Source organism: Flavobacterium circumlabens, assembly GCF_004345565.1.
Classification (GTDB): Bacteria; Bacteroidota; Bacteroidia; order Flavobacteriales; family Flavobacteriaceae; genus Flavobacterium; species Flavobacterium circumlabens.
This window is the reverse complement of sequence record NZ_SLWA01000001.1, coordinates 1055291-1078140: the sequence shown is the minus strand read 5'-3', so window position 1 is coordinate 1078140 and position 22850 is coordinate 1055291. Positions and strand designations below refer to the sequence as shown.

At 36.6% G+C, this 22850-nt stretch carries 16 protein-coding genes; 6 read left to right on the top strand and 10 right to left on the bottom strand.

Annotation, left to right across the window (positions count from 1 at the left end; all coding sequences use genetic code 11):
* Window positions 1–3: 3 nt before the first annotated feature.
* The 7 genes from atpD to EV142_RS04545 all read right to left on the bottom strand — a co-directional run bounded on the left by atpD (window position 4) and on the right by EV142_RS04545 (window position 11559).
* Entirely contained in the window at window positions 4–1515 is a 1512-nt protein-coding gene (atpD, locus tag EV142_RS04575; protein WP_127338959.1) for a F0F1 ATP synthase subunit beta, read from the bottom strand.
* Window positions 1516–1748: 233 nt separating this feature from the next.
* Window positions 1749–3338, bottom strand: a complete 1590-nt coding sequence (locus tag EV142_RS04570) for an SGNH/GDSL hydrolase family protein (protein WP_132033131.1) — start codon at window positions 3336–3338, stop codon at window positions 1749–1751.
* A gap of 85 nt (window positions 3339–3423) precedes the next feature.
* Window positions 3424–6243, bottom strand: a complete 2820-nt coding sequence (locus EV142_RS04565) for a TonB-dependent receptor (RefSeq protein WP_132033129.1) — start codon at window positions 6241–6243, stop codon at window positions 3424–3426.
* A 377-nt stretch (window positions 6244–6620) separates the two neighbouring features.
* Window positions 6621–7121: a hypothetical protein gene (locus EV142_RS04560; RefSeq protein ID WP_238698780.1), complete on the bottom strand. Its 501-nt coding sequence runs from the start codon at window positions 7119–7121 to the stop codon at window positions 6621–6623.
* 148 nt (window positions 7122–7269) lie between these two features.
* Window positions 7270–9120, bottom strand: coding sequence for a glutamine--fructose-6-phosphate transaminase (isomerizing) (gene glmS, locus EV142_RS04555; RefSeq protein WP_132033125.1), 1851 nt, complete (start codon window positions 9118–9120; stop codon window positions 7270–7272).
* Between the two features lie 9 nt (window positions 9121–9129).
* Complete coding sequence (locus EV142_RS04550) at window positions 9130–10731, bottom strand: DUF4270 domain-containing protein (RefSeq protein WP_132033123.1); 1602 nt, start codon at window positions 10729–10731, stop codon at window positions 9130–9132.
* A 21-nt stretch (window positions 10732–10752) separates the two neighbouring features.
* Window positions 10753–11559, bottom strand: a complete 807-nt coding sequence (locus tag EV142_RS04545) for a glycogen/starch synthase (RefSeq protein ID WP_132033121.1) — start codon at window positions 11557–11559, stop codon at window positions 10753–10755.
* A gap of 78 nt (window positions 11560–11637) precedes the next feature.
* On the opposite strand from EV142_RS04545, the gene panC reads away from it, so the two are divergent.
* The 5 genes from panC to EV142_RS04520 all read left to right on the top strand — a co-directional run bounded on the left by panC (window position 11638) and on the right by EV142_RS04520 (window position 17586).
* Window positions 11638–12516 (top strand): pantoate--beta-alanine ligase, encoded by an 879-nt coding sequence (gene panC / locus EV142_RS04540; protein WP_132033119.1) that lies wholly within the window; start codon window positions 11638–11640, stop codon window positions 12514–12516.
* A gap of 14 nt (window positions 12517–12530) precedes the next feature.
* Entirely contained in the window at window positions 12531–12881 is a 351-nt protein-coding gene (gene panD / locus EV142_RS04535; RefSeq protein ID WP_017495920.1) for an aspartate 1-decarboxylase, read from the top strand.
* A gap of 201 nt (window positions 12882–13082) precedes the next feature.
* Window positions 13083–14237 carry an alpha/beta hydrolase gene (locus EV142_RS04530; RefSeq protein WP_132033117.1) on the top strand — a complete coding sequence of 385 codons (1155 nt, stop codon included), beginning with the start codon at window positions 13083–13085 and terminating at the stop codon, window positions 14235–14237.
* On the top strand, window positions 14237–15598 hold the full coding sequence (radA, locus tag EV142_RS04525; RefSeq protein WP_132033115.1) for a DNA repair protein RadA: 1362 nt from the start codon (window positions 14237–14239) through the stop codon (window positions 15596–15598). Before EV142_RS04530 ends, radA begins: the two co-directional genes overlap by 1 nt.
* Before the next feature lie 20 nt (window positions 15599–15618).
* Window positions 15619–17586 (top strand): transglycosylase domain-containing protein, encoded by a 1968-nt coding sequence (locus tag EV142_RS04520; protein ID WP_132033113.1) that lies wholly within the window; start codon window positions 15619–15621, stop codon window positions 17584–17586.
* 109 nt (window positions 17587–17695) lie between these two features.
* On the opposite strand, the gene EV142_RS04515 is transcribed toward EV142_RS04520, so the two are convergent.
* The 3 genes from EV142_RS04515 to EV142_RS04505 form a co-directional block, all read right to left on the bottom strand.
* Window positions 17696–18733, bottom strand: coding sequence for an NADP(H)-dependent aldo-keto reductase (locus EV142_RS04515; protein ID WP_132033111.1), 1038 nt, complete (start codon window positions 18731–18733; stop codon window positions 17696–17698).
* Window positions 18734–19053: 320 nt separating this feature from the next.
* Window positions 19054–19998 (bottom strand): OmpA family protein, encoded by a 945-nt coding sequence (locus EV142_RS04510; protein ID WP_132033109.1) that lies wholly within the window; start codon window positions 19996–19998, stop codon window positions 19054–19056.
* A gap of 110 nt (window positions 19999–20108) precedes the next feature.
* The gene (locus EV142_RS04505) at window positions 20109–20870 is read right to left on the bottom strand and encodes an exodeoxyribonuclease III (protein WP_132033107.1); all 762 of its coding nucleotides are present in this window, start codon (window positions 20868–20870) and stop codon (window positions 20109–20111) included.
* A gap of 119 nt (window positions 20871–20989) precedes the next feature.
* Between EV142_RS04505 and EV142_RS04500 the strand changes: the two genes are divergently transcribed.
* The gene (locus EV142_RS04500) at window positions 20990–22792 is read left to right on the top strand and encodes a GNAT family N-acyltransferase (protein WP_132033105.1); all 1803 of its coding nucleotides are present in this window, start codon (window positions 20990–20992) and stop codon (window positions 22790–22792) included.
* Window positions 22793–22850: the final 58 nt, after the last annotated feature.

Below are 22850 nucleotides of genomic sequence, written 5' to 3'. Positions count from 1 at the left end.
AGATTATGCTTCCGCCAACATTTTTTCTCCAGCTTCGATCGCATCCTGAATAGAACCTTTCAAGTTGAAAGCTGCTTCCGGAAGGTGATCTAACTCACCATCAATGATCATGTTGAATCCTTTGATCGTATCTTTAATATCAACCAAAACTCCAGGGATACCTGTAAATTGTTCCGCTACGTGGAAAGGCTGAGATAAGAAACGCTGTACACGACGTGCTCTTGATACAGAAAGTTTATCTTCTTCAGATAATTCTTCCATACCTAAAATCGCGATGATATCCTGCAATTGTTTGTATTTTTGAAGAATCTCTTTTACTCTTTGTGCACAGTCATAATGCTCAGCTCCTAAAATTTGAGGAGTCAAAATTCTTGAAGTAGAATCTAACGGGTCAACCGCCGGATAAATACCTAATTCAGCAATTTTACGAGACAATACAGTTGTTGCATCTAAGTGAGCAAAAGTTGTAGCCGGCGCCGGATCGGTTAAATCATCCGCAGGAACGTAAACCGCCTGTACAGATGTAATAGATCCTTTGTTTGTAGAAGTAATACGCTCTTGCATAGCACCCATCTCTGTTGCCAGAGTTGGCTGGTAACCTACTGCAGAAGGCATACGTCCTAAAAGTGCTGATACCTCAGAACCTGCTTGAGTAAAACGGAAGATGTTATCAACGAAAAACAATACGTCTTTCCCCTGATCAGTTCCGGCTCCGTCACGGAAATATTCCGCAATAGATAATCCTGAAAGTGCTACACGCGCACGAGCTCCAGGAGGCTCATTCATTTGTCCGAAAACGAAAGTAGCTTTAGACTCTCTCATTCCTGGCATATCTACTTTAGATAAATCCCATCCTCCATTTTCCATAGAGTGCATGAAATCATCACCGTATTTAATAATTCCTGACTCTAACATCTCACGAAGCAAGTCATTTCCTTCACGTGTTCTTTCCCCTACTCCTGCGAATACAGAAAGTCCACCGTGACCTTTTGCGATATTGTTGATCAGCTCCTGAATCAATACTGTTTTACCAACACCAGCACCACCGAACAATCCAATTTTACCCCCTTTTGCGTAAGGCTCAATCAAATCGATTACTTTAATACCTGTAAATAAAACTTCTGATGAAGTTGATAAATCTTCAAATTTAGGCGCTTGTCTGTGAATAGACAAACCAAATTCTCCTGTTTTTGGCAAGTTTCCTAAACCATCAATTGCATCTCCAATTACATTGAATAATCTTCCATATACATCCGGACCGATTGGCATTTGGATTGGATTACCCGTTCCAACTACTTCATATCCTCTTGACAAACCGTCTGTAGAGTCCATAGAGATAGTACGAACAGTGTTTTCACCAATGTGAGATTGTACTTCTAGAACTAACAACGTTCCGTCTTTTTTAGTGATTTCTAGTGAATCATAAATTTTTGGAAGTTCAACATCCTTACCGTTGAAAACTACGTCAACTACTGGTCCAATGATTTGAGCAACTTTTCCTATTACTTTTGACATTACTTATGTATTTATTAAATAGCTATTTAGGTTTATCGAAAATACCTCTTTTTTCAGAGCGCAAAGATAATTTTTTAAAATATAAAATCAATATTTTTTTTAGAAAAAATACTATGTTTTTGTTTGATTCCTAAAACTCAGGTCCCAAATATCTAAAATGGTAATTTTTTAGTTAAATAAAAAAGCCACTGCATTTTATAAACGAGTGGCTTTCTCACTAAAAAAAATTGGCTTTACGGAAGACTTGCGGGATACAGGTTCTGGTAATTACCCACATTCACTCCTTTTAAGTTGGAACCGTATTTTTTATTAATGGCTTCAATGAATTTATTAGCAATAAAAGCGTAACCTCTTGGAGAAGGATGAATCCCGTCTAAAGAAAAAGTCCCTCCAAAAATAAATGTTGAAGTAAGTGTATAGCCATTTGCAGGAATTCCACCATTATCTATTTCCCCCAGGAAGGCATTAGCATCAACAAATGCAAGTCCTTTTGAGTCTGCTAACGATCTTATAATTGCATTATAAGAATCTGTTGCTATTTTTAATTCAGCAACTTCCGTTGGAATCAAAACAAATTTATCCTGTAAAGGATAAGTAATTCCAAATTTATCTAAGGGAGCCGGCGGAGCAAATCCAACACCTGAATTGGCCGCAGTAGGCGCTTTACCAATTGCAGACTGAGTTGTTAAAAGAATCAAATCGGATGAAGTAGCCTGACGTGCCTGTCCAAAAACAGCACCGTAGAAAGCAGCTGTCTGAGCACCTAATGTGGGCGTAAAAGCCGCCGTAAGCTGTGCTGATAAATTAGTTAAAGACTCATCTTTTATCAATAATGGATTTGACGCAGTAGTTGATAATAAATTAATTCTGTCACCTGCTCCAAAAAACGTTAATGCATTTTTAAGCGGACCATACAATTGTGCATTAAGCGCATTGACTGTAGCTACGCCAACTGCCGTATTTCCAGCACCCAAAAGGGATACCGATAAAGGATTGTGAGGAACAGTTTTGAAAAACGGAATTGAAGTTACATAAGGAATATTAGCCACAACACCTTTTGCTCCCGAAGAAGTTAAAGTTGTAACTAATGCGCCATAAGTACCATCAAAACCAACACCCGGAGCTCCAGTTACAGGAGTAATTGGGTTGGAACCATCTCCCCCTGATGTAGCATATCCTAAAACATCATTATTTCCTATCCATAAAGAAAAAAATGTAGGTGTCTGGCTCATTGCATACGCCAATACCGAAGTAGTTCCGTTAGGAGCAAAACGCACATAATAAGGGTTTGCTGTTCCATTAGCTAAACCAGCCGCTGCACCATAAGTAGGTGACAACAAATGAAAACTTTTAGCACCTGGAACTCCGGTATTATTATAAGGCCCTCCACCCGCAACTGCCGCATTAAACACTTCTGTCGTTGATACTCCCGAAACAGGATCAACAGTTGGACTTGGATGAGTTGCAGACACTGAACTATTAAAATACAATCTAGGACCAAAAGCCGGATTTACCTGCCCTCCAAAAAGCAGTCCACCAACATTATCGTTTGTGTAAGGAATTTTAAAATCTCCTCCACCCACTAATTTAAATTGTTGCGCCATAATATTAGTATAAGCCCCTTCCTGCCCTCTTTTAAAAAGAGCCCCATCACTAAAACCGGAAGTCAGAGAATTCCCCAAAGCAACATATTTAGAAAAATTTGCTGTACCGGCAGTCAAAGGTGCTCCATCTGATGAATCTGCAACTACAGCTTCATCATCGCTATTACAGGCCATAAAGGTCAATGAAACCAGTAAAAGCCATTTTAAATTCTTTTTCATAATTTATATATTTTAAAATTATTCTTTTCTAATTTCTTCTTTTAGAAAAGTAAATAATGTAATTGTTTTATTTAAAATCGTTCGATTAAGGATTGATTGTCCAGGAAGCAAAATATTGCTGACCAATTAATCCGGCACCAATTACCTGAGCATATTCTTTTCCTCCAATGTTTGAAGCTCCTAATTTAAAAACTGATTTTAATTTTGGAATTCCATAATTGATCTGGGCATCGATTACCGTAGCTGACTCAATTATACCATCAGCAAAACTTGATTCCCAAGTATATTCACTATTCCATCTTCCGCTAATATTAAATCCGAAATTTTCAAATAATCTCTCATTACCAAGAGACACCTTAACTCTGTGTTTTGGTGTATTAAATCCAGCTTCAAAACTTGGGTCTTTTGCTTTATCAAAATCAAATTGAGCGTAATTATAATTTACTCCTAATTCAAAATTTGCAATTATTTTCTTAGAGAGACCTGCTCCGAATCCAAATGATTTAATTTCAACATCTGTATTGGTGTACAACTGATAGGCTCTGTAATTTCCGTTTTGAAGTGCATGCAATGTTGTCGCACCAGCATTTGTTGGACTAGGCGCATCTTGTGCTGTACCGTAATACGGCGCAACTACATTCAGATTACCAATAAAATTATTATATACATTGTAATAAGCGTTAAGATCTATAGAAACATCTTTAACAAAAGAACGGTACCCAAGTTCAAATGCCTTAACCTCTTCCGGTTTCACATAATTTACGTTGGTCTTTTTAAGCAATGCAGCACCGGCCACAGGGTTACTTCCTGCCAATGCACTAAAAGCATTCACGGAACTTGCCGTATATGAATTACCATAGGCTTTTAAACCGTCCATTACCACTGTTGTACCGCCTGCAAAACCCTGACCGGCAGCTGTAGAAACAGGCAATGTCTCTCTGTAGCGTGCTAAGTTATCAGGTGCAGAACCTAACAATACAGCACTCCCTACATTAAATCCTATATATTGATCCTGAGTGGATGGGTTTCTAAAACCAGTTTGGAACGAACCTCTGAAATTATGATTCTTTCTTTCTCCTGCAGAATAAACAAGAGATAATCTAGGAGAAAAATTTCCATCGAAATTTTTTGATTTATCATAACGAATAGACCCGGTAAACTTCAGTCTTTCGTCCATAAATTTTTTCGCCAATTGCGTATAGGCTCCATATTCATTATAATTAATAGGACCATCGGCATCAGTATAGATTCTGCCGTGAGAATTTAACTCATACAATCTAAAAGATCCCCCTACCTGAATTTCAGCAAATTTTATGATGTCTTTAAAATTATAATTTGCATCTGAATGATAGATTCTCGAATTATCAACCAGCTTTGAACCTGTTAGCACACTTTCATCAGCAATTACCTGACTGAAAGCATTTTTAAAAGCCATTGTTCCAGGTAAAAACCGACCCGTATCTGCCGTTGCTCTCGCGGCAGCATGAGCATTTTCCGGCGTCATTCCGGCTAAAGTAGACTGAACATAGGCTCCAGCATATTGACCAAACCAGGTTTTATCGTCTTTCCATTTTCTATTGACATTGATCCCTGTAAAAACCATATCATAAGAATGTCCGCCGTCTTCTGAAGTGGTATATCCTCTCACGAAAAAATTCTTTCCTTTAAGTTCTATTTTATGCTGCTGCATAAAAAAGTCATTTAAATAATATCTGTTGGCTCCCTGGTAAACAGCATTTCCGGTACCGAATTTACTTTGCCAGATAATTTCTAATCTTTCATCACCAAAAGGTCTTCCATGCAATGAAAAATCAATTTTAGTATTTCCTGCTTTGTTATTGGTAAGATCAACTTCATTATAACCTGTTCTGCTGACATTGGTATTAGGCAATAAATTTACAGCAGCAGCAGGAATCAAACCTAAAGTAGCCAGAGACTGACCAACTCCTTTTATATTTGTCGAAACTTCATCTCCATATACATTTATTCCATCGTAATTGATATTACTTCTATCGATTCCGCTAATTGTTTTGTCATTATAATTTGTGGCATACCAATCTGTAGCCTGCATATACGTAAAGTTTGCTTTAGCCGCAAAATACTTATTAAAAGCATGCGAAAATCTCACCCCTAAATCATAGTAATTATTGGTACCTGCAGCTTCTTGCGACGTCACTCCATATTTAAAATAAGCAGATACACCCTGATAAATGAATGGACTTTTACTATTCATAAATAAAATTCCGTTAAAAGCATTCGCCCCATACAAAGCAGAAGATGCACCTGGCAGCAACTCAACACTTTGAACATCTATTTCCGAAACACCAATCAAGTTTCCTAAAACAAAATTCAGAAGTGGAGACGAATTATCCATTCCATCAACCAATTGCATAAAACGAGTATTGGCTACGGTAGCAAAACCTCTTGTATTGATTGATTTAAAAGACATACTACTGGTATTCATCTGTACCTCTTTCAGGTTTTCCAAACCATCATAAAAAGTAGGTGAAGCGGTCTTTTTAATATCCTGAATTCCCATTCTTTCAATAGTAACCGGAGATTCCAGTACTCGTTCAGGAGTTCTGGATGCCGAAACGACAATTTCATCTAATTTAGTTTCTTCACTTTTTAAGACAACATCCAGATTTTGATTTAACGATGTAACATTAATCGTTTTTGTTTCAAAACCCACAGCCGATACTTTAATAGCAAAAGGCGGTTTGGCAGATGTGCTTAGTTTAAAAGTACCGTCAAAATCAGTAGAAGCTCCGGTGGAACTTCCGACAACATTAACATTGGCACCTGGAATAGATTGTTTGTTACTATCGGTAACAGAACCAGTAATTGTATTCTGCGCAAAGGAAATTCCGCAGAAAAACAACATAATTAGCAAATAGACTCTCATTTGGTTGGTTTTTTTGTTAGTTTATCCTACCAAAATACAAATAATTTTAATATGTATAAAAAAACGTTAAATAAAATTCATATTTACCAAGTTTTTAAGTTATATTTTAACTATTCCTCAATGAGTTTTATTAAATTAAAATCAAATATCAAACCTTCCCTATCTCAATTACTATGCATACATATTATTTTTGAAGGAAAAATTGCGGATTTACTAAAAATACAGGCCTAAGAAAAAAAATCTGATAATAAAAAAAAGCGAGACCTAAATCTCACTTTTTTAACATTCGCTGCAACTCACCTATTTCCTTATTGGAGGCAATATATAATACTAATAATTACTCTTTTGGATAAATCATTAAAGACTAATAAATTAGCTTAAAATTCAATTTTAAGACCAATTTGATTGGCACTTGCCACCAAAGTGGTTTTAGGCCCCGGTTTATATTGTTCCGCCAAACCGTCATTATATTTCGCAATAGCTGATTTAATCTTTTTTGGATAACCAATTTTAATTGGAATCGAGGCGATAATCATTGCACCTCCAATAATTGCAGCTGTAAAACTGGTTGGCTTAGACTGAATCGAAGGATTGTATCCGTTTCCGGGATAGGTGACTGTAGTGTCATCTTTGGTTAAACCGACAATCAAATTGGCAATCACAAGACTGGTTCCACCATAAAAAAGGACATTCCCCCATGTTTTTTTGTTTCGCCCGGCATTGTAAAGAGATAATGCTTCCCTGTTACTATTCAAAACGGATCTCACCTGATCGGATGATAATTTGTTCTCTCCTTCATAAACAGTTCCACCACTTCTATAGGTTAATTGCTGAGAAAAACCAGCTATAGTCATTACTAAAAATAATGCCGTAATCATTCCTTTCATCTTTTTACAATTTATTGTTTTAAGCGGCGAAATTAACCATTAAATGAATCCTTACAAGAAAAATGTTAACAAAAAAAACGGTCATAAAAAAAGCGAGACTAAATCTCGCTTTTTCTAAAACTATTATATTTTAAGTATGTTATTCTACAGTAACCGATTTCGCCAAATTACGTGGCTGATCTACATTACAACCTCTCATGACAGCTATGTGATAAGAAAGCAACTGTAAAGGTATAGTTGTAATTAACGGTGACAATGCATCTGAGGTCTCCGGGATCTCAATTACATAATCGGCTAATTCTCTAACCTGAGTATCGCCTTTGGTCACAACAGCGATAATTTTACCGCTTCTTGATTTTATCTCCTGAATGTTACTTACAATTTTATCATAATGACCTTGTTTAGGTGCAATAACAATAACCGGCATGTGTTCATCAATAAGAGCAATCGGCCCGTGTTTCATTTCAGCTGCAGGATATCCTTCAGCATGAATATAAGAGATCTCTTTAAGTTTCAGCGCCCCTTCAAGAGCAACCGGGAAATTATAACCACGTCCTAAATACAAACAGTTTGGAGCATCTTTAAAGGCCGCAGCGATTTCTTTTGCTCTGTCATTTGTTTCCAGTGCCTCAGCTACTTTTTCAGGAATTATTTCTAATTCTTGCAAGTATGTGTGATAATCTGTATTTGATAATGTCCCCTTAGCCTTACCTAATCTCAAAGCGATCATTGTTAAGACTGTAATTTGTGTTGTAAATGCTTTTGTTGAAGCTACCCCAATTTCAGGACCTGCATGGGTGTAAGCACCTGCATGACTTTCTCTTGAAATAGAAGAACCCACGACATTACAAACTCCAAATACAAAGGCTCCATTTTCTTTTGCCAATTTAATAGCTGCCATAGTATCGGCTGTTTCTCCGGATTGAGAAATAGCAATAACTATATCATCTTTATTTATAATTGGATTACGGTACCTGAATTCAGACGCGTATTCTACTTCTACCGGAATACGTGTAAACTCTTCAAAAACATATTCAGCTACCAAACCTGCATGCCATGAAGTTCCACAGGCAACAATCAGAATCCGTTTAGCATTCAGGAATTTTTCAATATTATCCTCAACACCGGCCATCTGAACAATTCCTTTATTGGCATTAAGTCTTCCTCTGTAAGTATCCTTAATTACACTTGGCTGCTCATATATTTCTTTAAGCATAAAATGATCATAACCCCCTTTTTCGATTTGCTCCAAATTCATTTGAAGTTCCTGAATATAAGGGTCTACCAAAGAATCATCTTTTATTTTTCTAACTTTAAGAGGCTTGTGCAATCTGATATTTGCCATCTCACCATCTTCCAGGTAAATAGCATTTGAAGTATATTCAATAAAAGGCGAAGCATCAGAAGCAATAAAAAATTCTCCTTCTCCAACACCAATAGCCAAAGGGCTGCCTAATCTTGCAGCAACAATTTCATTTGGATTTTTCTTATCGAATACTGCAATTGCGTATGCGCCTACAACCTGATTTAAAGCAATCTGAACTGCTTTACCTAACTTAATTCCTTCTTTCTTTTGAACTTCTTCGATTAAATTTATCAGTACTTCTGTATCTGTATCAGATTTAAAAGTATATCCTCTTTTAATCAACTCTTCTTTAAGAGGAGCATAATTTTCAATAATTCCATTATGAATAATTACCAGTTCTCCCGAATTCGAAAGATGAGGATGAGAATTCACATCATTCGGAACCCCGTGAGTTGCCCAACGTGTATGACCAATCCCTATAGATCCATTTATAGTTAAATCATTATCTGCCTTAGCTTCAAGATCTGAAACTTTTCCTTTTGTCTTACAAAGTTTTATACCTGATTCTGTATCATATAACATGACACCCGCACTATCATATCCTCTGTATTCAAGACGCTTTAATCCCTTTATAATAATGGGATAAGCCTCTCTGTGACCTATATATCCAACAATTCCACACATATATATTTATTAATTTGGTTTCGTGTAGTAAACTTCAAGCTTCAGTCTTTTATTTTCCGGAACTGTAGATTTCCCTCCAAATAATATGGTTCCTAACGGACTCAAAACTGATGCTCTTGGTGCATCTGTAATAACGGTGTTTTTCAATTGTAATTTATTTGAAGCCACCGTGTTTATATCTCCTGAAACAACTAAACCTAATTTAACATTAACTGCTGTAGTGGTTTTTATAATATTTCGAATATGATCTGTTAATCTAATTTTATAAGTTGTACCTCTTTTACTTGTAGCGTCGATATTAATTATACCGCTATAAATCACTTTTCCAAGTGCCGCTCCACTACCGGTTCCATCTGTCAAATAATCTAAAACAGGAACATTATTGGTTAAATCATACAAATAAACCCTCTTAGATTCGTAAACGCCGGCCATTTTATCGGTATCAATATGAAAAACTAAATTAGCCTCATTAACCAGCCATTTATTATTTCTGATTTCTGTCAGTTTCGAACCAAAAGCATTAAGCTCAATAACAGCAAGTGATCCCTGACCGCCTTTCAAATAAAGAGACTCATCACCATCTGTTTTATTTTGATCTGTAAGCGCAGTTTGATAGGCAGGTGTCTTAACATCATCCAGTAAACTGGCCGTTGTACCTGTTAGGTTAATCACTAAAGACCTATCCTCTCTTACTGTCTCTGCATCGGTTGTAATATCAGTTTTAGCTGTATATTTTATGGTAATCTTACCTTTAGAAAAATCCATTAAAGCCATATTACCTGCACTGGATCCTGATTTTTCGACCTTAAAATACAACCCTTTAAAATATTGCTGAAAAACATCGCTTGCAGAAAGCACTGAAGCAGACGCATTTAATATTTTAGTTTGAAAAAACGTCTTATCCAGATTTAAACGCATTTGCGGAGCAAATCGGGTTGTCGTTTCAACACCCGTCTTTTCATCTTTAGTTACATCCTTAAGTTCCGTTGGGTTAAAATAAAACTCATCATTCTCTGCTTTAACATTCTTACTATTATTCAAACGTTTAATACCACCATCCGGCGTTGGGTTTTCTATTTTAAATTTGTCAAAATCGGCATTTTGATTCGTATAATATAACTGCGGAAACTGAGACCCATTATCAAAATAAGAAGATCGCATCTGAACTCCCGATTCATAAACACTCAATTTAATAAGCTTATCTTCAGGCTTTCCGTAAATAGAATCCAATACATATGTAGTATCTCCCTTATCATTTGTACTTATGGCATGACTAAAATAAGGTATAGTAAGCTGAACACTTACTATTTGCGGTTCCGCACCAATAGACGGGGCGTAACTTTCAAGTGAAACCTGAGTAGCAAAACTTGCGGTTCTGGCTCCAAAAACCTTATCATCATAAATACCCAAAGCATTATTTACCAATCCGTTTGACTGAATTGGGGAAATTTCCTGATCGTAAGCCACAACATCATATTTCTCAGGTTCTAATCCGAAATGGTCATCACCAATCAAATTATCACCAATGGCGTTAAAATCTTTGTCACAAGAATATAAAAGAACAACCGTTGCTATTAATAGAATTTTCTTAAAAAAAGAAGTATTATACATGTTTTATAATAATGTTAAAATTTAAAGACCCATACTTTTGTAGAAATTTGTATACGCTTCTGCGAATGCATCTTTCGTGGCGAAAGGTAAAAAAGGTTTTCCTGAAGATTCTATAAATTTTGTTAAACTTGAAGATACGTTTGGTGATGCGATAATTACGGCATCAGAATGCAAGATGCTCGCCTTTAGCACGTTTTCGTAATTTGGCACTTCCAAATCCGCTATAGCGTCATGCGGAACACCATCAAACTTCACTTTATTAATCATTTCTAAATCCAGATTTTCATCAAAAGACTGACCGTAAACAGAGGTCACAATTTTGGTTTCAGAAAACAAAGCTTCATTTTTGTAATAATGCTTCATGTAAATCGGAAGCATAGCTGCTAACCACCCATGAACGTGAATAATATCAGGAACCCAATTGAGTTTTTTTACTGTTTCTACAACTCCTTTAGCAAAAAAGATAGCTCTCTCGTCGTTGTCAGAATACAAAACCCCTTCTTCGTCGGCAAAAGTTGCCTTACGTTTAAAATATTCATCATTATCGATAAAATATACCTGAATTCTTTCTTTCGGAATTGAAGCTACCTTAATAATCAATGGCATATCTAAATCATTCACTACCAAATTCATTCCTGAAAGTCTAATTACTTCGTGGAGCTGATGTCTTCTTTCGTTGATATTCCCATATCTTGGCATGAAAATTCTTATCTGTCCTCCCTGATCATTAATCATTTTCGGAACGTCATAAGACATTAAGGAAACCTCATTTTCAGCCAAATAAGGCACGACTTCAGATGATACATATAATATCCTCTTATCTTTCATAATAGTATTTTACTTAATTTTTGGTAATAAAAACGTTGCAAAATTACAAAAATTTATGCAGTTATTAACTAATATATTATGTTTGCACTAAATTTTAATAATACCGCCATGCATATTTTCTACGGTAAAGTAGCTTTGATAGCTTATTTGAAAACTATCAAAACCACAAATTCGACCATCGGGTTTGTACCAACAATGGGCGCTTTACACCAAGGGCATCTGGCTTTAATGCAAAGATCCCTTAAAGAAAACGACGATACCGTAGTGAGTATTTTCGTCAATCCTACTCAGTTTAACAACCCTGAAGACCTGGCAAAATATCCCAGAACCATTGAAGAAGACATCAAGAAAATGCGCGTTCTGAGCGACAAAATGATTTTATATGCACCCTCTGTAGAAGATATATATGAAGGAAATACTGTTTCCCAGAATTTTGATTTCGACGGATTAGAAAATCAAATGGAAGGAAAATTCAGACCCGGACATTTTAATGGTGTCGGGACAATTGTAAAACGTTTATTTGAAATTGTAACTCCGACAAATGCCTATTTTGGAGAGAAAGATTTCCAGCAATTGCAAATTGTCAAAAAAATGGTCGAAAAGAACCATATGCCTGTTAATGTCATAGGCTGCCCTATTTTCAGAGAAGAAAATCAACTGGCGATGAGTTCCCGTAATGAGCGCTTAACTGCTGAGGAAAGAAAAGAAGCGGCCATCATTTATAAAACGTTAACAAAAGCAAAGGAAATATTCCAGACCAGTACGCCGCAGGAAACAATAGAATTTGTTGAAAATTCTTTCAAAAACAATGAAAGATTTGAATTAGAATATTTTGTCATTGCTGATGAATCCACATTATTATCTGTCGATCATAAAAGTAAAGACAAAAAGTACCGTGCATTTATAGCGGTATTTGTTAATTCTATAAGACTCATTGATACCATTTCATTAAATTAATTTACCTTTGCACCATGCAAATTCAAGTTATAAAATCAAAAATTCATCGTGTAAAAGTAACGGGAGCCGATTTAAATTATATTGGCAGTATTACTATTGACGAAACATTACTGGAAGCTTCAAACATTATTGAAGGAGAGAAAGTAGCTATTGTGAACATTAATAATGGCGAGCGCTTTGAAACTTATGCTATTAAAGGAGAAAAAAATTCAGGAGAAATTACCCTGAATGGCCCTGCAGCAAGAAAAGTTCAAAAAGACGATATTATTATCATTATATCCTATGCAACCCTGGAATTTGAAGAGGCCAAAACCTTCAAGCCATGGATCATTTTCCCTAATGAAAACGACAATTCGTTAACCTAAATTTTTCTTTTACACCTTATTTCTTCAGCGATTGACAAAATTATTTTTGCCAGTGAAGACTTCTTTTGCCCTTTGTCAAAGTAAACTTTAAGCAAAATACTGTATTGCTATTTTTAGAATCCCAAAATAATAAAAAAGCAAATAAAGTGTTATATTGCTACACTATTTCAATACTTTTAAATCACTGAAATATCCCAAATCATGAAAAAAGTTTACTTATTACTTACTTTAATTTCTGTTTCTGTTTTTTCACAGAAAAAATTTGACAACATTACATCCGAAAAACTAGGAGAGGAAAGAAGAATAACTATTGGACTTCCTGCCTCTTACGAAGCCAATCCTGAAAAAAAATATCCGGTTTTATATCTGTTAGATGGCGATTATTTATTTGATCCCTTCTCCGGAGCATTAAGTTATGGTTCCTATTGGGGAGATTTACCCGAAGTGATTATAATTGGTATTCATCAAAATAAAAATGACGAACGCGAAGACGATACCACAATTGACCAAAACACCGGACTTCCCTTTGAAAAAGGAGCTGATTTTTTTGAATTTGTCGGTGCCGAACTGGTTCCGTACATCGAAAAAAAATATCGTACATCCCCTTTCCGAATTATTGCCGGGCATGATGTAACGGCAAGTTTTATCAATTTTTATCTCTATAAGGAACAGCCTCTTTTTAATGCTTACATTGCTTTTAGTCCGGAACTTGCCAATAAAATGGAAGTTCGAATCCCTGAAAAATTTGCTAAAGTAACGGAACCCTTATTTTACTACCTATCTGCAGCAGACGGAGACAATAAAAAAATCAAGGAACCTATCGAAAAGTTAGACAGTAATATTAAAATTGCCAATAATCCGCTAGTGAATTATAAATACGATTTATTTAAAGGCACAACACATTATACAGAGGTTTTACACGCAATCCCGAGCGCTTTATATCAAATATTTGAAGTCTACAGACCTATAGATTCTGCTGAATACAACAACAAAATTGCTATTCTTGAAACAGGTTACGCTGATTATCTGGAGAATAAGTACAATGTAATGTCTAAAGTTCTGGGAGTTCAGATTCCGGTAAGAATGAGCGATTTCAAAATCATAGAAACACTTATTCTAAAAAAGAATGCCTATGATGAATTGGGTAAAATGGCCGAAATCGGAAATGTAAATTATCCGAAAGCCATGTTGGGCGAATATGAACTGGGATTGATGTATGAAAAAATGGGCGATCCGAAAAGAGCTTCTAAAAAATACCAAAATGCTTCTCAGATGGAGCCAATCGGAGATTTGAATAAAGATGTAATGTACGAGAAAATCGACGAGATGAATACGCTTTCAAAAACAACTAAATAATGTCGAAAGTTAAAACTTCTTTTTTTTGTCAGAATTGCGGAACTCAGTATGCCAAATGGCAGGGACAATGCAATGCCTGCAAAGAATGGAACACTATTGCTGAAGAAATTATCCAGAAACAGGAAAAAGTGGCCTGGAAAAGCGAACCCAGTTCAGGCGGCAAAGCTCCGCGTCCGTTAAAAATTAACGAAATTGACTCGACTCAGGAAATTCGAATGGATACTACTGACGGCGAATTGAATCGTGTTCTGGGTGGCGGAATTGTTCCCGGCTCATTAATCCTTCTGGGCGGAGAACCCGGAATTGGGAAAAGTACCCTTTTACTGCAAATCTCCTTAAAATTACCTTATAAAACGCTTTATGTTTCCGGTGAAGAAAGTCAGAAACAAATAAAAATGCGCGCCGAAAGAATTACTCCCAACAGCGACAATTGTTATATCCTGACCGAAACAAAAACGCAAAATATATTCAAACAAATTGAAGCTATTGAGCCTGAAATTGTAATTATTGACTCTATTCAGACTTTGCATACGGATTATATCGAGTCCACTGCCGGAAGTATTTCGCAGATTCGGGAAACTACCGCTGAGCTCATCAAGTTTGCCAAAGAAACCAATATCCCGGTGATCTTAATCGGACATATTACGAAAGACGGAAACATTGCCGGACCAAAAATCCTGGAACATATGGTCGATACCGTTTTACAGTTTGAAGGCGACCGAAATCATGTCTACCGAATCTTACGTGCGTTAAAAAACCGTTTCGGATCAACTGCCGAGCTGGGAATTTACGAAATGCTGGGAAGCGGTTTGCGGGAAGTAAGTAATCCGTCGGAAATTTTAATATCGCACAAAGACGAAGAAATGTCGGGAACTGCTATTGCCACCACTATGGAAGGCATGCGTCCGCTGATGATCGAAATCCAATCGCTTGTAAGTACCGCTGTTTACGGAACCCCACAGCGAAGCACAACAGGTTACAACGCTAAAAGACTTAACATGATTCTGGCCGTTTTAGAAAAAAGAGCCGGATTTCGTTTAGGCGCAAAAGACGTTTTTCTAAATGTAACCGGTGGAATTTCTGTTGACGATCCTGCTATAGACTTAGCCGTTGTGGCTGCCATTTTATCTTCCAACGAGGACATTCCGGTCACCAAAGGTTTCTGCTTTGCAGGTGAAGTGGGTTTGTCAGGAGAAATTCGCCCGGTAAACCGGGTGGACCAAAGAATTCAGGAAGCCGAAAAATTAGGATTCAACACTATATTTGTTTCCAAGTACAATAAAATTGCTTTAAAAAACGCAGGAATCAAAATTGAACTGGTGGCTAAAATCGAAGATGTAGCCAGTATTCTTTTTGGTTAATTTTTTATAAAACCTACTTTATGAAATTCCCCAAACAAAAAATAATAAAAGCACTCTTAATACTTGCCCTGGTATTAGCAGTGCTTTTTTCAGGATTTTACTTTTTTCGCGATTCACTGCTAAAACAGGCAATTGCTAAAGTAACGCACAAAATGAATGTCGAATACAACAGTACTTTTTCTGTAAAATCGGCTACGTTTGACGGATTATCGGGGATCAGGCTGACGGATGTGATTTTGGTTCCTAAAAATGCTGATACTCTTTTTAATATTCAAAAAATTGAAACCAGCATCAGTCTGTCCAATTTATTAATTGGTGATGTTCAGGTTGGGACATTAAAAGTCAATAACGGGTATATTCAATTAGTCAAAAAAGGAAAAATCCGCAATTTTGATGCTTTTTTAAAAAGAGATCAATCCGACACTGATAAAAATGAGAAACGCAAATATGCTGCTTTTGCCTATCGCATTATTTCAAAACTACTGAATCTGGTTCCGACAGATATGAAGCTGGAGAATTTAAATTTCAGAATTGATGATAACGGCAAAAAAACGTCTATTGCCGTAAATAAGCTTGTATTAAACAACAAGCAACTCGAAACGAGCCTTCATGTCCAAAGCAAAGATTTCGATCAGCGCTGGAACATAAAAGGATTTGCAGATCCGAGAAACAAAAAAGCAGATATCCGTTTTTTCAATCTGGATACCGGTGCCATAAAAGTTCCGTATCTGGACGAGCGCTACAACCTGAAAGCCAGCTTTGACTCGATACGCCTCAACGTGGCAAATATCGAAAAAGACGGCAGCGAATTGCATATTGACGGCTATACTTCTATTTCAAATTTAAAAATCAGCCACCCGAAAATTGCCAGCAAAGATGTTGTGATTAAAAATGCACGTTTTGATTACCGCTTTTTATTAGGAGATGATTTTATCTCGATCGACAGCACTTCAACCATGCAGCTGAATAAAATAAAAGTCCGTCCTTACGTTTCTTACAATACTGAAAAAGATACCGTTTACACTTTAAAAGTTGACATTCCGAAGATGAAAGCGCAGGATTTTATCGTTTCTCTGCCTGATGGATTGTTTACGCATTTCCAGGGAATGGAAGCTACCGGAAATTTTGATTACAAACTGGATTTCAAATTCAATAAAAACAAACCAAATGCACTTGTTTTTGACAGTAAACTAAACAAAGAAGATTTAAGAATCACAAAATACGGCGAGGCCGATCTTAACAAACTGAACGGAGAATTTGTGTATCGCGCGATCATTCAAAATGTATTACAGCGGCCTGTTTTGGTTGGAAATGCAAATCCGAATTACACCCCTCTGGATCAGATTTCACCTTATTTGCGAAAATGTGTACTGACGACAGAGGATCCTTCTTTCTTTTCGCATCGTGGCTTTATTAATGAAGCTTTCAAGCAATCGATCTTAAAGAACATCAGAACCAAAAAATTCTCCCGCGGTGCCAGCACCATCAGCATGCAATTGATTAAAAATGTTTTCCTGACCCGCGAAAAAACAGTTTCGCGCAAACTGGAAGAAATTTTACTGGTTTATATTTTAGAAAACAACCGAATTGTAAGCAAAGAACGAATGCTGGAAGTGTATTTCAATATTATCGAATGGGGACCAAATGTATACGGAATTGGCGAAGCAAGTCATTTTTATTTCCAGAAAAGCCCATCGGCATTGAGTTTAAATGAATGTCTCTTTCTGGCAACGATTATTCCGAAACCCAGAAAATTCATGTATCAGTTTAACGATCAGGGAAATTTAAGAGACTACGCGGTTAAAAATCAGAAATTCCTAAGCAACTTAATGTTACGTCGTGGCGTTTTAATTTCCGAAGATACAATTGGCGGACTTTCTCCGGTTTATATTTCAGGAAATGCACGTTCTTTGCTACGCATTAAAGCCCCGGATTCAACAGCAGTTCCGGTTGATTCTTTAGCTATTGGAGATGAATTTGATTTGTAAACACGGATTATCACGAATTACTGCAATTACTTAAATGTAAAAATTCCACAAATTATCACAGATTAACCCGTGACAATTTGTGGAATTCTTGTTTATTTTAAAACAGTACTTATGGAGCCGGATCAGGAATAATTGCCTGAACGGCTGCAATTTCAGTCAAAATTTCTTTTGACAAAAACACATCTATCGTATCGATGTTTTCTTTTAATTGCTCCATAGTGGTCGCACCAATAATGGCACTTGTCAAAAAGGGCTGTTGCAACACAAATCCCATGGCAAGTTCCGTTAGGGTTAATCCGTGTTTATGAGCGATTTCCTGATATAATCTTGTCGCTTGCGTACATTGATCGCTATTGTAACGCGTGTACTGCGGAAAAAGATTGATTCTTGCCTTTGGATGGGCTTCTCCGGTTAAAAATTTACCGGTTAAAACACCAAACGCTAAAGGAGAATAAGCCAATAATCCCACGTTCTCATATTTGGAAACTTCGGAAGAACCTACTTCAAAAAGACGATTTAATAAATTATACGGATTTTGAACTGTTTTGATTCGTGGAAGATTGTGGTACTTGCTTTCTTCCAGGAAACGCATGATTCCCCATGCATTTTCGTTAGAAACGCCAATATGTTTTATTTTTCCTTCTTTGATTAAGCCATCAAAAGTTTCCAAGACTTCCCTGAAATTATCTTCCCACACGGCATCATGATCTTTGAAGTTGCGTTGTCCGAAATAATTGGTTGGTCTTTCCGGCCAATGCATCTGATACAAATCGATATAATCTGTCTGAAGGCGTTTTAAGCTGTTTTCTAAAGCATATTTAATACTTTCCGGAGAGAAATCTATTTTATCACGCATGTAGGTGAAATTCGGGTTCGGACCCGCAATTTTGGATGCCAAAACCACTTTATCGCGATTTCCTGATTTTTTAAACCACGTTCCAATGATCTTCTCTGTACTTCCGTACGTTTCCTGACGTGCCGGAATCGAATACATTTCGGCTGTATCAAAAAAGTTAACGCCTCTTTCGAGTGCATAATCCATTTGGGCATGTCCTTCGGCTTCTGTATTTTGCTGGCCAAAAGTCATTGTACCAAGGTTGATTTTACTAACTTTTATATCGGTATTGGGTAACGTTGTGTATTTCATTTGTTTTAAGGTTCAAAGTTGCAGAGGTTCAAAGGTACAAAGGGAATAACCAAATGAAAATATGACAAAAGTTAAAAAAGTTACAAAGTTCGCTGTATTGCTTCAAGGAGAATAAGGCTATTCTGATGTTTTAAATAAAAAGGTACAAAGTTGCAGAGGCCCAAAGGTACAAAGGAAATCACAAAACAAAATATGACAAAACTTAAAAGCTAACTGTTAGATTTTAAGAGTGAGGCTCTTCGATATTTTTAAATAAAAAAAGGCCCAAAGTTAAAACTCTGAGCCTTTGTTCCTTTGAACCTTTGTTCCTAAAAAGAACCTTAGTTGATGCTATTCAACATCTCCGCAATTTCATCTAATCTTGGCGTTAATATAATCTCGATTCTGCGGTTTTTGGCTTTTCCTTCCGGAGTTTCGTTGCTGGCCAGTGGTGAAAATTCACTGCGCCCTGCTGCCGTTAGTTTTTGTTTGTTGATTTTAGTGTTTTCGCTTAGGATATTTACAATGGCAGTGGCTCTTTTGGTAGACAGATCCCAGTTGTTTGCAATTGGTCCTGAACCTGCGTACGGATCATCGTCTGTATGGCCTTCGATCAAAACAGAAAGATCAGGATTATCTCCTAATACTTTTCCTAACTCGACTACTGCTTTTCTTCCTTCGGTTCCAACCGCCCAGCTTCCTGAATTGAAAAGCAATTTGTTTTCCATGGAAACATATACTTTTCCATTTTTTTGTTCCACTGTCAAACCTTTTCCTTCAAAACCATTTAAGGCTTTTGATAAGGTTTCTTTCAGTTTTTTCATGGCTGCTTCTTTGGCGGCAATCATAGCTTCCAGCTCGTTTAAGCGACTTGCTGTCTTATCTAAACGTGCTTGCTCTTCGGCTAATTTTTTAGATTTTGCTTCTAATTGCGCCAGCAATTCACGGTTTTTATTCATGTTGCTTTCCAGGGCATCGTTGCTGTTTTTTTCGAGAGCATTGTAGGAATCCTGAAGCACTTTGTACTTTTTCTGTTCCGCAGCCAGATCGGCTTTTTGTTTTTCAAGATCTGATTTTGTGCTGGCCAGATCTTTGGTTAACTTATCACGATCCAATTCCAATTGATTTTTTGATTTCTTTAAATCGGAATTTTCGTCAGCAATAGAGCGGTTTTCTTTTTTCAGATCTGAATATTTCGATTCAAGATCATTGTAAATTTTCTTAGAAACACAAGAAGTAGTGGATAAAGCTAAAACTAACAATCCGATTGAGGCTTTTTTAATCATTTTATTTACTTTTTATTTGAGGCGTTTACTAATTTAAAATTTCCTGTCTGCGAAATAGCTTGGTATGAGCATTTAACGATGCTGTTTTCTTAACAAGAACAATACCAAAATTACTCGATTTCGACTAAAACCGGACAATGGTCAGAATGAATGGCATCCGGTAAAATAACAGCGCGTTTCAGTCGGTGTTGCAAAGAATCGCTTACCAGATTGTAATCGATACGCCATCCTTTGTTATTTCCGCGTGCTCCGGCGCGATAGCTCCACCAGGAATAATGATGTGCCTCTTTGTTGAAATGGCGGAAACTGTCAATAAAACCGGATTTCATAAAACCATCTAACCACGCGCGTTCTGACGGCAAAAACCCGGAAACGGTTTTATTACGAACCGGATCATGAATGTCTATCGCTTCATGGCAAATATTGTAATCTCCGCAAATTACCAAATTTGGAATGGTAAGTTTCAGCTCATTGACATACGTCTGAAAATCATCCATAAACATAAATTTATGATCCAGTCTTTCGATATTTGTTCCGGACGGAAGGTACAGACTCATTACAGAACAGTCGTCAAAATCGGCACGAAGGTTACGTCCTTCAAAATCCATATGATGAATTCCGGTTCCGTAAACGACATTGTTGGGTTTTATTTTAGATAAAATTGCCACACCGCTATATCCTTTTTTTGTTGCCGGGTAGTAGTACTGATACGGATAACCCGCTGCCGTAATGTCATCTACGGGAATCTGCTCCTGGGTGGCTTTTATTTCCTGAAGACAAATAACATCCGGATTGGCATGTTGCAGCCAATCGATAAATCCTTTTGAAATTGCGGCTCTGATTCCGTTTACATTATAAGAAATAATTTTCATTACAGTTTTTTTTTAGGATTTCAAATGTAATAAAAAAGTGGAAAGTTTGTGTTTGAAACAGCAAAAAGTAGAGTTTTTTGTTATCTTTGTTCGCTGCTCTAATAAATTAAAAATAGTACATGGGTTTAGTTACCGCGAAAGAAGTTGCAAAGGCAATAAATGTTGACAAGTACGGAGTACTGGGTACTTTTTCAGGCTGGATGCTTATGAAGGTTCTTAAGATATCTACCCTGAACAAGATTTACGACCATAATAAACATTTAGAGGATGTTCCGTTTTTAAACGGGATTTTGGATGAAATGGAAATTAAATTCGAAATTCCTGAAGAAGATTTAAAGCGTTTACCAAAAGATGGCGCCTACATTACCATTTCAAATCATCCTCTGGGAGGGATTGATGGTATTTTATTATTGAAATTAATGCTTGAAAGAGAGCCTAATTTTAAGATTATTGCCAACTTTTTACTACACCGAATTGTTCCGCTTAAAAAATACATCATGCCGGTGAATCCTTTTGAAAATCACAAAGATGCCAAATCAAGTGTGGTTGGAATTAAGGAAACATTACGTCACTTAAGTGATGGGAAACCTCTTGGAATTTTCCCTGCCGGTGAAGTTTCAACTTATAAGGATGGAAAATTAGTCGTTGATAAACCCTGGGAAGAAGGAGCCCTGAAATTAATCAGAAAAGCAAAAGTTCCAGTTGTTCCCATTTATTTTCATGCTAAAAACAGCAGATTATTTTACTGGCTTTCTAAAATTGACGATACTTTACGTACCGCAAAATTACCGTCTGAATTGCTCACGCAAAGAGACCGCGTTATAAAAGTTCGTATTGGGAAACCGATCTCTGTAAACGAGCAAAACGAAATTGAATCGTTTGAAGAATACTCTGAATTTTTAAGAAAGAAAACCTATATGCTTGCCAATCCTTTTGAAAAGGACAGCAAACTGCTTGACACGGCAAGTTTAAAAATCCCGAAAGCACCCAAAAAAATCGTTACTCCGGCAAGTGAGTCAGCAATGATTGACGAAGTAAATGCATTGAGAAACAGCGATTGCCGTTTATTACAAAGTAAAAACTACGAAGTCTTTTTTGCAAGAGCCAAAGCGGTTCCGAATATTCTGCATGAGATTGGCCGTTTACGGGAAATCACTTTCCGTGAAGTGGGCGAAGGAACAAATGAATCTATAGATTTAGACAAATTCGATCAATATTATCACCATATGTTTTTATGGGATGATGAAACCAAAAAAATCGCAGGTGCCTACCGTATGGGATTGGGTTCTGAGATTTATCCGAAATTTGGAATTGAAGGTTTCTATCTGAATGATCTGTTCCGATTTGAGCCTGAATTACACGATATGATGCATAAATCGATCGAAATGGGACGTGCTTTTATCATCAAGGATTACCAGCAAAAACCAATGCCTTTATTCTTGTTGTGGAAGGGAATTATTCACACTACCCTTCGTTATCCGGAACACAAATATCTGTTGGGCGGCGTAAGTATCAGCAATCAGTTTTCTGATTTCTCAAAATCTTTGATGATTGAGTTTATGAAATCCAACTATTACGATCCTTATATTGCACAGTACATCCACCCTAAAAAAGCATACAAAGTAAAACTGAAAGATGCAGACAAAGACTTTATTTTTGACGAAGCCGAATCTGATCTGAATAAATTTGATAAAATTATTGACGAATTAGAGCCGGGAAATTTACGTTTGCCTGTTTTGATTAAAAAGTACATCAAGCAGAATGCACGCGTAGTGGCTTTTAACGTCGATCCTTTGTTTAATAATGCCATAGATGGCTTAATGTACATCAGAATCGCAGATATTCCTGAAAGCACCATGAAACCCGTTATTGAAGAGTTTCAAATAGAATTAGAGCGTAAACTATCTGAAAAAGAAGATTAACCCTTTAATCACCAAATAAAAAAACCCGTTTCAATATGAAACGGGTTTTTTTATTTTA

Bases quoted from the DNA above. Each gene is read 5' to 3' on its own strand.
- panD (WP_017495920.1), top strand. From the start codon at position 12,531: ATGCAAATTCAAGTTATAAAATCAAAAATTCATCGTGTAAAAGTAACG.
- EV142_RS04515 (WP_132033111.1), bottom strand. From the start codon at position 18,733: ATGAAATACACAACGTTACCCAATACCGATATAAAAGTTAGTAAAATC.
- EV142_RS04545 (WP_132033121.1), bottom strand. From the start codon at position 11,559: ATGAAAGATAAGAGGATATTATATGTATCATCTGAAGTCGTGCCTTAT.
- EV142_RS04505 (WP_132033107.1), bottom strand. From the start codon at position 20,870: ATGAAAATTATTTCTTATAATGTAAACGGAATCAGAGCCGCAATTTCA.
- EV142_RS04510 (WP_132033109.1), bottom strand. From the start codon at position 19,998: ATGATTAAAAAAGCCTCAATCGGATTGTTAGTTTTAGCTTTATCCACT.
- EV142_RS04550 (WP_132033123.1), bottom strand. From the start codon at position 10,731: ATGTATAATACTTCTTTTTTTAAGAAAATTCTATTAATAGCAACGGTT.
- EV142_RS04570 (WP_132033131.1), bottom strand. From the start codon at position 3,338: ATGAAAAAGAATTTAAAATGGCTTTTACTGGTTTCATTGACCTTTATG.
- glmS (WP_132033125.1), bottom strand. From the start codon at position 9,120: ATGTGTGGAATTGTTGGATATATAGGTCACAGAGAGGCTTATCCCATT.
- EV142_RS04520 (WP_132033113.1), top strand. From the start codon at position 15,619: ATGAAATTCCCCAAACAAAAAATAATAAAAGCACTCTTAATACTTGCC.
- EV142_RS04500 (WP_132033105.1), top strand. From the start codon at position 20,990: ATGGGTTTAGTTACCGCGAAAGAAGTTGCAAAGGCAATAAATGTTGAC.
- EV142_RS04560 (WP_238698780.1), bottom strand. From the start codon at position 7,121: ATGATTACGGCATTATTTTTAGTAATGACTATAGCTGGTTTTTCTCAG.
- EV142_RS04530 (WP_132033117.1), top strand. From the start codon at position 13,083: ATGAAAAAAGTTTACTTATTACTTACTTTAATTTCTGTTTCTGTTTTT.
- EV142_RS04565 (WP_132033129.1), bottom strand. From the start codon at position 6,243: ATGAGAGTCTATTTGCTAATTATGTTGTTTTTCTGCGGAATTTCCTTT.
- atpD (WP_127338959.1), bottom strand. From the start codon at position 1,515: ATGTCAAAAGTAATAGGAAAAGTTGCTCAAATCATTGGACCAGTAGTT.
- radA (WP_132033115.1), top strand. From the start codon at position 14,237: ATGTCGAAAGTTAAAACTTCTTTTTTTTGTCAGAATTGCGGAACTCAG.
- panC (WP_132033119.1), top strand. From the start codon at position 11,638: ATGTTTGCACTAAATTTTAATAATACCGCCATGCATATTTTCTACGGT.